The following is a 13,646-nucleotide window of genomic DNA, read 5'->3' as shown; positions in this document are numbered from 1 at the left end:
ATACCATTCACGACAACCTTTTCGAGATATACCCGAGTTTAAGAACCCACCATTATGAATCTTACCGAACTAAAAAATACGCCGGTTTCAGAGCTGATTACTCTCGGCGAGAACATGGGGCTGGAAAACCTGGCGCGCATGCGCAAACAGGACATCATTTTCGCTATCCTCAAACAACACGCCAAGAGCGGTGAGGATATCTTCGGTGATGGTGTGCTGGAGATACTGCAGGATGGATTTGGTTTCCTCCGCTCCGCAGACAGCTCCTACCTTGCCGGCCCCGATGACATCTACGTTTCCCCCAGCCAAATTCGCCGCTTCAACCTTCGCACTGGTGACACCATTTCCGGCAAGATCCGTCCGCCGAAAGAGGGTGAGCGTTATTTCGCGCTGCTGAAGGTTAATGAAGTCAACTATGACAAGCCGGAAAATGCGCGCAGTAAGATTCTGTTTGAAAACCTTACCCCGCTGCACGCCAATTCACGTCTGCGCATGGAGCGCGGCAACGGCTCAACGGAAGATCTGACCGCTCGCGTACTGGATCTGGCTTCGCCGATCGGTCGCGGCCAGCGCGGCCTGATCGTGGCGCCGCCGAAAGCGGGTAAAACCATGCTGCTGCAGAACATCGCGCAGAGCATCGCCTACAACCATCCGGACTGTGTGCTGATGGTGCTGTTGATCGACGAACGTCCGGAAGAAGTGACCGAGATGCAGCGTCTGGTCAAAGGCGAAGTGGTTGCGTCTACCTTTGATGAACCCGCCTCTCGCCACGTACAGGTTGCCGAAATGGTGATCGAAAAGGCGAAGCGTCTGGTTGAGCATAAAAAGGATGTGATCATCCTGCTCGACTCCATCACCCGTCTGGCGCGCGCTTACAACACCGTGGTGCCGGCGTCCGGTAAAGTCCTGACCGGTGGTGTGGACGCAAACGCCCTGCATCGTCCGAAGCGCTTCTTCGGTGCGGCGCGTAACGTAGAAGAGGGCGGCAGCCTGACCATCATCGCGACCGCGCTGGTTGATACCGGCTCGAAGATGGATGAGGTTATCTACGAAGAGTTTAAAGGTACCGGCAACATGGAGCTGCATCTGGCGCGTAAAATCGCTGAAAAACGCGTCTTCCCGGCTATCGACTACAACCGTTCCGGTACGCGTAAAGAAGAGCTGCTCACTTCTCAGGAAGAGCTGCAGAAAATGTGGATCCTGCGCAAAATCATCCATCCGATGGGTGAAATCGACGCGATGGAATTCCTCATTAATAAGTTGGCAATGACCAAGACCAACGATGAATTCTTCGACATGATGAAGCGTTCATAATTTTACCGGCCATCGGGCCGCTGCGTGACAGCTGCCCGCCACGGCGGTAAGAAAACTCGGGTAACGCCACGCTCAGACGTGGCGTTTTTCATTTTGGGGCTATAGGATAAAGCGACTGTCAGGCGTCGTAAGCCGCAAAGCGTAATACCAACCGACGCTTTTGCTTAAAGAACAAGCGGTCACGCGGCGAACATGCATTATTCAGACGTCAGTCAGGCTGGCAGGCATAATAATTGCTTATAGTTACCCGGTGTCTTAGCTGAGAGCTGTTAATGTGAATTTACTCACCATGAGTACCGAGCTTGGTCTAATTTTCCTGTTTTCACTGGCATTCCTTTTTTTTGCTCGTAAAGCAGCTAAAAAAGTCGGCCTGGTCGATCGACCTAACTACCGTAAACGTCATCAGGGGCTGATCCCGCTGGTCGGCGGCATTTCCGTCTACGCCGGTATCTGTTTCACCTTCGTTATTACCAACTACTATCTGCCGCACGCCATGCTCTATCTGGCCTGCGCGGGGGTGCTGGTGCTGGTGGGGGCGCTGGATGACCGTTTTGACATCAGCGTTAAAATCCGCGCCGTGGTGCAGGCCGCGATCGCCATTGTGATGATGGTGGTCGGCAAACTCTATCTGCTCAGTCTTGGCTATATCATCGGCCCGATGGAGCTGGTGGTGGGGCCGTTTGGCTACGTGCTGACGCTGTTTGCCGTTTGGGCCGCGATCAACGCCTTTAATATGGTTGACGGCATTGATGGCCTGCTGGGCGGGCTCTCCTGCGTCACCTTCGGCGCGATGGGTATCATTCTCTTCTTCGACGGCCAGCACAGCCTGGCGATGTGGTGCTTCGCCATGATTGCCGCCACGCTGCCTTATATCCTGTTGAACCTCGGCGTGTTCGGCAAACGCTATAAGGTCTTTATGGGCGATGCGGGCAGTACGCTGATCGGCTTCACCATCATCTGGATCTTGCTGGAAACCACTCAGGGGGTGACCCATCCCATCACGCCGGTTACCGCGCTGTGGCTGATTGCCATTCCGCTGATGGATATGGTGGCGATCATGTATCGCCGGTTGCGCAAAGGCATGAGCCCTTTTTCCGCCGATCGTCAGCACATTCATCATTTGATCATGCGCGCCGGGTTTACTTCTCGTCAGGCGTTTGTCCTGATTACGCTTGCCGCTGCGCTGCTGGCCGGCGTCGGCGTGCTGGGCGAATATCTGGCGTTTATCCCTGAATGGGTGATGCTGCTGCTGTTTTTGTTCGCTTTCTTCCTTTATGGCTATTGCATCAAGCGAGCCTGGCGCGTTGCCCGCATGATCAAACGCATCAAGCGCCGCCTGCGTCGCGCCAATAAAAATAAGCTTTCAGGCTAATTACCCTTTGGACAAGGATACCCTACTTATGACCTCTGATTTCGTGGATAACGAACTGGATATTCGTGGCCTGTTTTGCACGCTGTGGCGCGGCAAACGCTGGATTATTGGGCTGGCGCTGGCTGGCATGTTGCTGGCCTGGATCTACTCGCTGTTGGTCAAACAGGAGTGGAGCGCGACGGCGATTACCGATCGTCCGACGGTAAATATGATTGGCAGCTACTACTCGCAGCAGCAGTTTCTGCGTAACCTGGACGTGCGCAGCAGCGCCGGCGCGCTGACCGCACCCCAGACGACGGTGATGGACGACGCCTACCAGGAATTTATTATGCAGCTCTCCTCATGGGATACCCGCCGCGAGTTCTGGCTGCAGACCGATTACTACAAGCACCGTAAAAACGGCAACGTCCGCAACGACGCCGCGCTGCTGGACGAGATGATCGGCAATATTCAGTTTACGCCGGCCGATAGCGCGAAAAACGTCAGCGATAACGTCAGGCTGGTGGCCGAAACCTCCGCCGACGCCAACAACCTGCTGCGCCAGTATGTCGCTTTCGCCAGCGAACGCGCGGCGCGTCATCTGAATCAGGAGCTGTCGGCAGCCTGGGCTGCGCGCACCATTCAACTGAAAGCGCAGGTCAAACGCCAGGAAACGGTGGCCAATGCAGTTTATCAGCGTCAGCTGCACAGCGTCGGACAGGCACTGAAAATCGCTCAGCAGCAGGGCATCGATCAGACCAAAACCAGCACGCCTTCGGAGCAGCTGCCCGATTCCGAGCTGTTCCTGCTGGGACGGCCGATGCTGCAGGCGCGGCTGGAAAACCTGCAGGCCAACGGGCCGACCTACGATCTGGACTATGATCAAAATCGGGCGATGCTCGATACGTTGAACGTCGGTCCGACGCTGGACAGCAAGTTTCAGACCTACCGCTATTTGCGGACGCCGGAGGAGCCGGTGAAGCGCGACAGTCCGCGTCGGGCGTTCTTAATGATCATGTGGGGCGCAATCGGAGCCATTGCCGGCGCAGGCGTTGCGCTGATTCGCCGTCCTCGTGCCTGAGCGCGTTGCAGGTGTCGCTGTGACTGACACGGCTAACGAACGAAGAGAAAAACAGTGAAAGTACTGACCGTTTTTGGCACGAGACCGGAAGCCATTAAGATGGCGCCTCTGGTGCATGCGCTGGCGAATGACGATGCATTCGACGCCCGCCTGTGTGTCACGGCCCAGCATCGTGAAATGCTCGATCAGGTATTGCGCCTGTTCGCACTCACGCCCGATTTCGATCTGAATATTATGCGCCCGGAACAGGGGCTGACCGAAATCACCAGCCGTATTCTGGAAGGGCTGAAAGGGGTGTTCGCCACCTTTAAGCCCGACGTGGTATTGGTTCACGGTGATACCACCACCACGCTGGCTGCCAGCCTGGCGGCCTTTTACCACCGTATTCCGGTCGGCCATGTCGAGGCGGGTCTGCGCACCGGCGATCTCTATTCGCCGTGGCCGGAAGAGGCCAACCGTAAGCTCACCGGCCATCTGGCGACCTGGCACTTCACCCCGACCGAAACCTCACGGCAAAATCTGCTGCGCGAAAACCTGGCGGACAGCCGCATTTTCGTCACCGGCAACACGGTGATCGATGCGCTGTTCTGGGTGCGCGATCGCATTCTTTCCGATCGCCAGCATTACGACAGCCTCGCGGCTCGCTACCCTTTCCTCGATGCGGCGAAAAAGCTGATCCTGGTGACGGGACACCGTCGTGAAAGCTTCGGCAACGGCTTTGAGCGTATCTGCAGCGCGCTGGCGACGCTGGCGCGCCAGCATCCCGACATTCAGATTGTCTATCCGGTGCATCTCAATCCGAACGTCAGCGAGCCGGTTAAGCGCATCCTGAGCGGCATCGACAATATTATTCTTATCGAGCCTCAGGAGTATCTGCCTTTTGTCTGGCTGATGCATCGCGCCTGGCTGATCCTGACCGATTCGGGCGGTATCCAGGAAGAAGCGCCGTCACTGGGCAAACCGGTGCTGGTAATGCGCGAAACCACGGAGCGCCCGGAGGCGATTGAGGCCGGCACGGTGCGGCTGGTCGGCACGGACAAAGAGAAGATCGTGGCGGAAGTTAACCATCTGCTGAACAACGAAGAAGCCTGGCAGGCAATGAGCCGCGCGCATAATCCGTATGGCGATGGCCATGCCTGCGCGCGCATTCTGCAGGCGCTAAAAAATAACAGAGTAACGCTATGAGCTTTAATACCATTTCGGTCATTGGCCTGGGCTATATCGGCCTTCCCACCGCTGCGGCGTTCGCCTCGCGCGGTAAAAAGGTGGTGGGCGTGGATATCAACGCCCAGGCGGTTGAGACTATTAACCGTGGGGAAATTCATATTGTCGAGCCGGACCTGGACGCCGTGGTCAAACAGGCGGTGCAGGCCGGTTGTCTGCGCGCGGTGACCCGCCCGGTCGCGGCCGATGCGTTCCTGATTGCCGTGCCGACGCCGTTTAAAGGTGAGCATCAGCCCGACATGGCCTACGTGCAGGCGGCAGCGCTGTCGCTGGCGCCTGCGTTGAAAAGAGGCGATCTGGTGATTCTGGAATCGACCTCGCCGGTCGGCGCGACCGAACAGATGGCGCAGTGGCTGGCGGAAGCGCGTCCCGATCTCGCTTTTCCGCAGCAGCAGCCCGATAGCCCTGACGTGCATATCGCCTACTGCCCGGAGCGCGTGCTGCCGGGACAGGTGATGGTCGAGCTGATCAAAAACGATCGGGTGATCGGCGGCATGACGCCCGCCTGTTCGGCGCGCGCCAGCGAGCTGTACCGCATCTTCCTTGAAGGGGAGTGCGTCGTCACCAACGCCCGCACCGCAGAAATGTGCAAGCTGACCGAAAACAGCTTCCGCGATGTGAATATCGCCTTCGCTAACGAACTGTCGCTGATTTGCGCGCAGCAGGGCATCAACGTCTGGGAGCTGATCGCGCTGGCCAATCGTCATCCGCGCGTCAACATCCTGCAGCCGGGGCCAGGCGTCGGCGGGCACTGCATTGCTGTCGATCCCTGGTTTATCGTGGCGCAGAACCCGGAGCTGGCGCGCCTGATCCGCACCGCGCGCGAGGTCAATGACGCCAAGCCGCACTGGGTACTGGATCAGGTGAAAGCCGCCGTCGCCGACTGCCTGACCGAAACCGGCAAGCGCGCCGATGAGTTGACCATCGCCTGCTTCGGCCTGGCGTTTAAGCCCAACATCGATGATTTACGCGAAAGCCCGGCGATGGAGGTGGCGCACCTGATCGCTGGCTGGCATCGCGGCGCCACCTGGGTGGTGGAGCCTAACGTGAAGCAGATCCCGGCGAAGCTGGCCAGCGAGGCGACGCTGGTCTCCAGCGAGCAGGCGCTGCAGCAGGCGGACGTGCTGGTGATGCTGGTGGATCACCGCGCTTTCAGAGCGGTGCCGGGCGAGCAGGTGGCCCAGCGCTGGATAGTCGATACCAAAGGAGTATGGCGATGAAGCAATTCCTGGTCACCGGCGGCGCGGGCTTTATTGGCTCGGCCGTAGTGCGGCATTTGATTCAGCAGACGGCACATCGCGTGGTGGTGGTCGATAAGCTGACCTACGCCGGCAACCTCTCTTCGCTGGACGAGATCGCGGCAAGCGACCGCTTCGCCTTCGAACAGGTCGATATCTGTGACCGCGCGGCGCTGGATCGCATCATGGCGCATTACCAGCCCGACTACATTATGCATCTGGCGGCGGAAAGCCATGTCGATCGTTCGATCGACAGCTCCTGGCCGTTTATTGAAACCAATATCGTCGGCACCTGGCAAATGCTGGAGGCGGCGCGCCACTACTGGCGCAGCCTATCGTCCGACCGCCAGCAGGCCTTTGTATTCCATCATATCTCCACTGACGAAGTGTTCGGCGATCTGCACGGCAGCGATGATTTCTTTACCGAAACCACGCCTTACGCACCGAGCAGTCCGTACTCCGCCAGCAAAGCAAGCAGCGATCATCTGGCACGCGCCTGGATGCGCACTTACGGCCTGCCGTTGATCGTCACCAACTGCTCCAACAATTACGGCCCCTATCACTTCCCGGAAAAGCTGATCCCGCTGATGATCATCAACGCGCTGGCGGGCAAACCGCTGCCGGTGTATGGCAAAGGCGATCAGGTGCGCGACTGGCTCTACGTGGAAGATCACGCCCGCGCGCTGGTGACCGTAGTCACCGAAGGGAAAGCGGGTGAGACGTACAACATTGGCGGCCATAATGAGCAGCGCAATATCGACGTAGTCGAAACGCTATGCGATCTGCTGGATGAGCTGGCGCCGACCAAACCGGCCGGCGTGTCCCGTTATCGCGACCTGATCACCTTTGTCGCCGATCGTCCCGGCCACGACCTGCGTTACGCCATCGACGCCGGTAAAATTGAGCGCGAGCTGGGCTGGCGGCCGCAGGAGACGTTCGCCAGCGGCCTGCGTAAAACGGTGCAGTGGTATCTGAATAACGCGCGCTGGTGGCGCAGCATTCTCGACGGCAGCTATCAGGGCGAGCGGCTTGGGCTTTCCCACTCCATGCAGGACGGCGAGTAACCATGAAAGGCATTATTCTGGCTGGCGGCTCCGGCACGCGGTTGCATCCCATCACCCGTGGGATATCCAAGCAGCTGCTGCCGATCTATGACAAGCCGATGATCTATTACCCCCTGTCGGTATTAATGCTGGCGGGCATCCGCGACATCCTGATCATCACCACGCCGGATGATATGCCCCACTTTCAGCGTCTGTTGGGCGACGGCAGCGAATTCGGCATCACGCTGAGTTACGCCGCACAGCCCAGCCCGGATGGGCTGGCACAGGCGTTTATCATCGGTGAAACCTTTCTGAACGGCGAACCGAGCTGCCTGGCGCTGGGCGATAATATCTGGTTCGGCCAGGGCTTCAGCCCCAAGCTGAGGAAAGTCGCGGCGCGATCGCAGGGCGCCACGATCTTCGGCTATCAGGTGATGGATCCGGAACGCTTCGGCGTGGTGGAGTTTGACGATGATTTCCGGGCGATTTCGCTGGAAGAGAAGCCGGCGAAGCCGAAATCGAACTGGGCGATCACCGGCCTTTACTTTTACGACAGCCAGGTGGTCGATTTTGCGCGTCAGGTAAAGCCTTCCGCGCGCGGCGAGCTGGAAATCACCTCTATCAATCAACGCTATCTGGAGCGCGGCGAGCTTAATGTCGAGCTGCTGGGCCGCGGCTTTGCCTGGCTTGATACCGGCACGCACGACAGCCTGATTGAAGCCAGTACCTTTGTGCAAACGGTGGAAAAGCGGCAGGGCTTTAAAATCGCTTGCCTGGAAGAGATCGCCTGGCGCAACGGCTGGCTGGACGACGATGGTCTGCGGCGTGCGGCGCAGGCGCTACAAAAAACCGGCTACGGCCAGTATCTGCTGGATATCCTTCATGCCCGTCCACGCCAGTATTAAATCCCTCGACTGGGAAAATCAGTTTTTTCAACGCCACAGCGCGCAGCTGGTGTGGGATGAGGCCGCCGTGCTGGATCCCGCGCAGCTGGATGCCTTTGATCTGGTGCAGGCGAAAGTCGACAGCCGGGAGACGGCGCGGCTGGATGCGCTGCAGCAGCTGGGCTTTCGCCTGGTGGAAGGCGAGGCAGATCTGCAGCTGGCGGTCGCGGCGGCGGAAAGACAGAGCGGCATCCGCATTGCGCGTCCGGAACATATCCCGGCGCTGCGCACCGCGGCGGGCGCGGCCTTCGCCCTGAGCCGATTCCGCGCGCCCTGGTATCCGGCGCACGACAGCGCGCGCTTCTATGCGCAGTGGATTGAAAACGCGGTGCGTGGCACCTTCGATAACCAATGCCTGATCGCGCAGGATGAGCAGGGCAAGCTGCAGGGCTTTGTATCGTTGCGCGAAACCGGCGACGGCGCCGCGCGCATCGGCCTGCTGGCGACGCTGCCGACGGCGCAGGGCAAAGGCGTCGGCACGCGGTTAATGCTGGCGGCGACGGACTGGTGCCGGGCGCGGCGCCTGACGCGACTGCATGTCGCCACGCAGCTCAGCAATCTGGCCGCGATGCGGCTCTATACTCGTTGCGGTGCCGTTATCGACAGCACCGCCTACTGGCTCTACAGGTAACGTCATGATTCCATTTAACGCGCCACCGGTGGTGGGTACCGAACTTGAATATATGCAGTCCGCGATGCAAAGCGGCAAGCTGTGCGGCGATGGCGGTTTCACCCGTCGCTGCCAGCAGTGGATGGAGCAGCGTTTCGCCAGTAAAAAGGTGCTGCTGACCCCTTCCTGCACCGCATCGCTGGAGATGGCCGCGCTGCTGATCGATCTGCAGCCCGGCGATGAAGTGATTATGCCGAGCTACACCTTCGTCTCCACCGCCAACGCCTTTGTGCTGCGCGGCGCCACCATCGTGTTTGTCGATGTGCGGCCAGATACGATGAATATCGATGAAACGCGCATCGAAGCGGCGATCACTGAGAAAACGCGTGCTATTGTGCCGGTCCACTACGCGGGCGTCGCCTGCGAAATGGATACGATCATGGTGCTGGCGGAAAAATACCGGCTTTACGTGATTGAAGACGCGGCGCAGGGCGTGATGTCCACCTACAAAGGCAAGGCGTTAGGCAGCATCGGGCATATCGGCTGCTTCAGCTTTCATGAAACCAAAAACTACACCGCCGGCGGTGAAGGTGGCGCGACGCTGATTAACGATCCGGCGCTGGCGGAGCGTGCGGAAATTATCCGTGAAAAAGGCACCAACCGTAGCCAGTTCTTTCGCGGTCAGGTGGATAAATATACCTGGCGCGATATCGGCTCCAGCTACCTGATGTCCGATCTGCAGGCGGCCTATCTCTGGGCGCAGCTGGAGGCAGCCGCGCGTATCAACGATCGACGCCTGCATCTCTGGCAGCGCTATTACGATGCGCTACAGCCAGCGGCGGCCAGCGGGCGCATCGTGCTGCCCGTTATTCCGCCTGCGTGTCGGCACAATGCCCATATGTTCTGGATCAAGCTGCGCGACGCGGATGACCGCGCGGCGCTAATCAACTGGCTTAAAGAGGCAGAAATCCTGGCGGTATTCCACTACATTCCGCTGCACAGTTCCCCTGCCGGAGAGCGCTTTGGCCGCTTTGACGGTGAGGATCGCTACACCACCGCTGAAAGCGAACGCCTGCTGCGTCTGCCGCTGTTCTATAACCTCTCAGAGAACAACCAAAGCACCGTTATCAATTCTCTGCTGAGCTTCTTCGCCTGATATGTCATTAGCAAAAGCCTCAGTGTGGACCGCCGCGTCCACACTGGTAAAAATTGTCTCCGGTTTAGTGGTGGTCAAGCTGCTGGCGGTAAGCTTCGGCCCGGAAGGCGTCGGGCAGGCAGGCAACTTTCGCCAGCTGATTACCGTGCTGGGCGTGCTGGCCGGCGCCGGCATTTTTAACGGCGTCACCAAATATGTCGCGCAGTATCAGCAACAGCCGCCGCGGCTGGCGGCGGTGACCGGCACCGCCTCTGCCATGGTACTGGGCTTCTCGCTGCTGCTGGCGGTGATTTTTCTGCTGGCCGCCGCGCCGATAAGCCTGGCGCTGTTCGGCCACGATCGCTATCAGGATATTATCCGCATCGTGGCGTTCTTGCAGATAGGCATCGCCTGGGCGAACCTGGCGCTGGCGATCATGAAAGGTTTCCGCGATGCGCTCGGCAATGCGCTGTCGCTGATGGCGGGCAGCGTTATCGGCGTTATCGGTTATGCGGTCTGCTACTGGCTGGGCGGCTATCGCGGGGCGCTGGTCGGCCTGGCGGTGGTGCCGGCGCTGATTGTTGTCCCGGCGATGCTGTTACTGATCAAGCGCGACCATCTGCCGCTACGGGCACTGCTGCCGCGCTGGCACGGCGATCTGGCCCAACAGCTGGCGAAATTCACCCTGATGGCGCTGATCACCTCCGCGACGCTGCCGATCGCCTGGATGATGATGCGTAACCTGCTGGCGGCGCGCTACAGCTGGCAAGAGGTGGGCTTATGGCAGGGCGTTACCACCATTTCCGACGCCTGGCTGCAGTTTATTACCGCCACCTTTAGCGTCTGGCTGTTGCCAACGCTCGCGCGGCTGAATTCAAAGGCGGAGATCTCGCGGGAGATCTTCCGTACGCTGCGCTTTGTGCTGCCGCTGGTGGCCGCCGTCGGCTTCTGCGTCTGGCTGCTGCGCGACGTGGCTATCTGGCTGCTCTTCTCCAGCCAGTTTCACGGCATGCGCGATCTGTTTATCTGGCAGCTGATCGGTGATGTATTGAAGGTCGGCGCCTACGTTTTCGGTTATCTGGTGATTGCGAAAGCGTCGCTGCGTTTTTATATTGCCGCCGAGCTGAGCCAGTTTATCTTGCTGACCGCCTTTTCTCGCTGGTTAATCCCGCTTGCGGGCGCAACCGGCGCGGCGCAGGCCTATATGGCTACTTATATTGTCTATTTCGCGCTCTGTTTATGCGCCTTTTTGATTTATCGCCGAAGAGTATGACGACATTGATTCATGTACTGGGCTCGGATATTCCGCATCATAACCAGACGGTTCTGCGCTTTTTTAATGATGTGATGAGCGAGGCGCAGCCGTGTCCCGCGCCGCGCCTGTTTATGGTAGTGAGCCGGGAAGAGGCGCTGCAAACTGCGTTTCAGGCGCTGCAGGTAGAGATTTATCCCAGCAAGAAAGCGCTGGCGCAGGCGGTGCTGGCGCGCGCGCGCCATCGTCAGACGCGCTTTTTTCTGCACGGGCAGTTTAATCCCTGGCTGTGGCTGGCGCTGCTGAACGGCGGCCTGCGCCGTGCCCAGGTTTTCTGGCACGTCTGGGGCGCCGATCTGTATGAGGAGTCGCGCAGCCTGAAGTTTCGCCTGTTTTATCTGCTGCGCCGTCTGGCGCAGGGACGTGTGGCGCATCTGTTCGCCACGCGCGGCGATCTCAGCCACTATCAGCAGCGCCATCGCCGTGTCCCGGCGTCGCTGCTCTATTTTCCGACGCGCATGCCGCCGGCGATGCCGGCACGACAGCGCCAGGACAACGGCCTGACGCTGCTGCTGGGCAATTCCGGCGATCCCAGCAACCGTCATATTCCGGCGCTGCAGGCGATCCGCCAGCAGTTCGGCGAGCGCGTGCGCATACTGGTGCCGCTGGGCTACCCGGAAAACAATCAGGACTATATCAGTCAGGTGCGCGCGGCGGCGCAGAGCCTCTTCCCGCAAGGGCAGGTGCGTCTGCTGACCGATAAGCTGGCGTTCGATGATTATTTGCAGCTGATTGCCGACTGCGATCTCGGCTATTTTATTTTTGAACGGCAGCAGGGCATCGGCACGCTCTGTCTGCTGATTCAGGCCAACGTGCCGGTCGTGCTGAACCGTAAAAATCCGTTCTGGCAGGATATGGTCGAACAGCAGTTGCCGGTGCTGTTTGATAATGATGTTCTGAGCGAAGAGATCGTTGCGCAGGCGCGTCGACAGCTTACCGGTATCGATAAGCACCAGATCGCCTTTTTCGATCCCGCGTTTGTGGCTGGCTGGCAACGGGCGCTGGCCCTTGCAGAAGGAGAGTCGCGATGAGCCTCGCAGAGTTTGGCGGCCTGCTGCTGGTGTGGCTGGTTTCCCTGGCCTTTATCCTCACCCTGACGTGGCGCGAGTTCCGTCGCGTGCGCTTTAACTTCAATGTCTTTTTCTCGCTGCTGTTTTTGCTGACGTTCTATTTCGGCTTTCCGCTTACCAGCCTGCTGGTGTTTCGCTTCAACGTGGCGGTAGTGCCGCCGACGTTCCTGCTGCAGGCGCTGCTTGCCGCCGGCAGTTTTTATGCGATCTATTACGTTAGCTATAAGACGCGCCTGCGCGCGCGGCAGACGCGACGCGAGCGCGGTCTGTTGACCGTTAACCGGGTAGAGGCGCATCTGATCTGGGGCATTCTCGCGCTGCTGGCGCTGGTGACGGTGGCGATATTCTTTATGCGCAACGGCTTCCTGCTGTTCCGTCTGCATGCCTACAGCGAAATATTTTCCAGCGACGTCTCCGGCGTGGCGTTAAAGCGCTTCTTCTACTTCTTTATTCCGGCGATGCTGGTGGTTTACTTCCTGCAGCCGGGACGTAAGGCGTGGCTCTTTTTCCTTGCCAGCACTGTCGCCTTCGGTCTGTTGACCTATGCGATTGTCGGCGGCACGCGCGCCAATATCATCATCGCCTTTTCCCTGTTTCTGTTTATCGGCATCATCCGTGGCTGGATCACGCTCTGGATGCTGGCGGCGGCGGGCGCGTTCGGCATCGTTGGCATGTTTTGGCTGGCGCTGCGCCGCTATAACCTGGATGTCAGCGGCGCGGAGGCGCTCTATACCTTCCTGTATCTGACGCGCGATACTTTCTCGCCATGGGAAAACCTGGCGCTACTGCTGCAGAACTACGACAACATCCATTTCCAGGGGCTGGCGCCGATAGCGCGTGATTTTTACGTCTATATTCCCGGCTGGCTCTGGCCGGGGCGCCCTTCGCTGGTGCTGAACAGCGCCAACTACTTTACCTGGGAAGTGCTGAATAACCATTCCGGGCTGGCGATTTCCCCGACCCTGCTCGGCTCGCTGGTGGTGATGGGCGGCGCGGCCTTTATTCCGTTAGGCGCGGTGGCGGTGGGGCTGATTATCAAATGGTTCGACTGGCTGTATGAACGTGGCAGGGAGCATCCTAATCGCTACACTTCCGCTATTCTGCAAAGCTTCTGCTTTGGCGCGGTGTTCAATATTATCGTGCTGGCGCGTGAAGGGCTGGACGCTTTCGTCAGCCGCGTCGTCTTTTTCTGTTTGATTTTCGCCGCCTGCGTGGTGGTGGCTAAGCTACTTTTCTGGCTGTTCGACAGCGCCGGTTTGATCCGTCCGCGCCGCCGCCGCGCGCCGCCGACCGGAACGCTGACAGCGTCGCCAGAGTGATGTGA

The 13,646-nt window shown here is 59.1% G+C and carries 12 protein-coding genes; all 12 read left to right on the top strand.

The genetic code is table 11. From position 1 onward, the window contains the following. Positions 1 to 54: 54 nt before the first annotated feature. The 12 genes from rho to wzyE all read left to right on the top strand — a co-directional run bounded on the left by rho (position 55) and on the right by wzyE (position 13,641). Entirely contained in the window at positions 55 to 1,314 is a 1,260-nt protein-coding gene (rho, locus tag C2E15_RS20380) for a transcription termination factor Rho (protein WP_038628983.1), read from the top strand. Positions 1,315 to 1,588: 274 nt separating this feature from the next. Then, positions 1,589 to 2,686, top strand: coding sequence for a UDP-N-acetylglucosamine--undecaprenyl-phosphate N-acetylglucosaminephosphotransferase (gene wecA / locus C2E15_RS20375; protein ID WP_174705708.1), 1,098 nt, complete (start codon positions 1,589 to 1,591; stop codon positions 2,684 to 2,686). Between the two features lie 28 nt (positions 2,687 to 2,714). Next, positions 2,715 to 3,746, top strand: coding sequence for an ECA polysaccharide chain length modulation protein (gene wzzE, locus C2E15_RS20370; RefSeq protein ID WP_104958894.1), 1,032 nt, complete (start codon positions 2,715 to 2,717; stop codon positions 3,744 to 3,746). Positions 3,747 to 3,800: 54 nt separating this feature from the next. Next, entirely contained in the window at positions 3,801 to 4,931 is a 1,131-nt protein-coding gene (gene wecB / locus C2E15_RS20365; RefSeq protein ID WP_104958893.1) for a non-hydrolyzing UDP-N-acetylglucosamine 2-epimerase, read from the top strand. Next, positions 4,928 to 6,190 carry a UDP-N-acetyl-D-mannosamine dehydrogenase gene (gene wecC / locus C2E15_RS20360; RefSeq protein ID WP_104958892.1) on the top strand — a complete coding sequence of 421 codons (1,263 nt, stop codon included), beginning with the start codon at positions 4,928 to 4,930 and terminating at the stop codon, positions 6,188 to 6,190. Before wecB ends, wecC begins: the two co-directional genes overlap by 4 nt. Then, positions 6,187 to 7,272, top strand: coding sequence for a dTDP-glucose 4,6-dehydratase (gene rfbB, locus C2E15_RS20355; protein ID WP_104958891.1), 1,086 nt, complete (start codon positions 6,187 to 6,189; stop codon positions 7,270 to 7,272). Before wecC ends, rfbB begins: the two co-directional genes overlap by 4 nt. A gap of 2 nt (positions 7,273 to 7,274) precedes the next feature. After that, positions 7,275 to 8,156, top strand: a complete 882-nt coding sequence (gene rfbA, locus C2E15_RS20350; protein WP_104958890.1) for a glucose-1-phosphate thymidylyltransferase RfbA — start codon at positions 7,275 to 7,277, stop codon at positions 8,154 to 8,156. Further along, a complete protein-coding gene (rffC, locus tag C2E15_RS20345; protein ID WP_104958889.1) occupies positions 8,134 to 8,826 on the top strand; it encodes a dTDP-4-amino-4,6-dideoxy-D-galactose acyltransferase in 693 nt (230 codons plus the stop codon). The genes rfbA and rffC overlap by 23 nt, the downstream gene beginning before the upstream one ends. A 4-nt stretch (positions 8,827 to 8,830) precedes the next feature. After that, positions 8,831 to 9,961, top strand: a complete 1,131-nt coding sequence (rffA, locus tag C2E15_RS20340; RefSeq protein ID WP_104958888.1) for a dTDP-4-amino-4,6-dideoxygalactose transaminase — start codon at positions 8,831 to 8,833, stop codon at positions 9,959 to 9,961. Between the two features lies 1 nt (position 9,962). After that, positions 9,963 to 11,213, top strand: a complete 1,251-nt coding sequence (gene wzxE, locus C2E15_RS20335; RefSeq protein WP_104958887.1) for a lipid III flippase WzxE — start codon at positions 9,963 to 9,965, stop codon at positions 11,211 to 11,213. Then, positions 11,210 to 12,283, top strand: coding sequence for a TDP-N-acetylfucosamine:lipid II N-acetylfucosaminyltransferase (gene wecF / locus C2E15_RS20330; RefSeq protein ID WP_104958886.1), 1,074 nt, complete (start codon positions 11,210 to 11,212; stop codon positions 12,281 to 12,283). The genes wzxE and wecF overlap by 4 nt, the downstream gene beginning before the upstream one ends. Further along, positions 12,280 to 13,641, top strand: a complete 1,362-nt coding sequence (gene wzyE, locus C2E15_RS20325) for an ECA oligosaccharide polymerase (RefSeq protein WP_104958885.1) — start codon at positions 12,280 to 12,282, stop codon at positions 13,639 to 13,641. Before wecF ends, wzyE begins: the two co-directional genes overlap by 4 nt. Positions 13,642 to 13,646: the final 5 nt, after the last annotated feature.

It is taken from the genome of Mixta gaviniae (genome assembly GCF_002953195.1).
Taxonomy (GTDB): domain Bacteria; phylum Pseudomonadota; class Gammaproteobacteria; order Enterobacterales; family Enterobacteriaceae; genus Mixta; species Mixta gaviniae.
The sequence above is the reverse complement of the archived record's forward strand: the minus strand, read 5'-3'. Positions and strand labels throughout refer to the sequence as shown.